This is a genomic window from Arthrobacter sp. GQ119 (genome assembly GCF_059759125.1).
This window is the reverse complement of sequence record NZ_JCAXEA010000081.1, coordinates 1-438: the sequence shown is the minus strand read 5'-3', so window position 1 is coordinate 438 and position 438 is coordinate 1. Positions and strand designations below refer to the sequence as shown.

Genomic DNA, 438 nt, shown 5'->3' with positions numbered 1-438 from the left:
GACCGGTCCGGACATGACGTTCTCCAGGGCGGTCATGTTCGGGAAGAGGTTGAACTGCTGGAAGACCATGCCGACCCTGGTGCGCTGCTCAGCGAGCTTCTTGGGACTGTGCGCGTGGTAGGCGTGCGCAGTCTCGTAGTAGCCGAAGTCTTCGCCGTTGACCTTCAGGACGCCGGAGTCGACGGTCTCCAGGCCGTTGATGCAGCGCAGGACGGTGGACTTGCCGGAGCCGCTGGGGCCGATGATGCAGCAGATCTCGCCGCTGGCGATGTCCAGGTTGATGTCCTTCAGGACTGTTTTGGGGCCGAAGGACTTTCGGATTCCGCGGGCGTGAATGGTGCCGTCGTTGCTCATCGCAGGGTACCTTCCGGTTCGGTCAGCACAACTTTTTTCGCCTTCCGGGGAAGCCGTGAGGTTGCGCGGGAGTATTTTTGCTCA

1 protein-coding gene is annotated in these 438 nt (G+C 61.4%); it reads right to left on the bottom strand.

Annotated elements, in window-relative coordinates; all coding sequences use genetic code 11:
* A partial coding sequence (locus tag AC6CH3_RS23445; RefSeq protein ID WP_498134713.1) for an ATP-binding cassette domain-containing protein occupies positions 1-354 on the bottom strand: 354 nt, incomplete at its 3' end.
* Positions 355-438 lie beyond the last annotated feature (84 nt).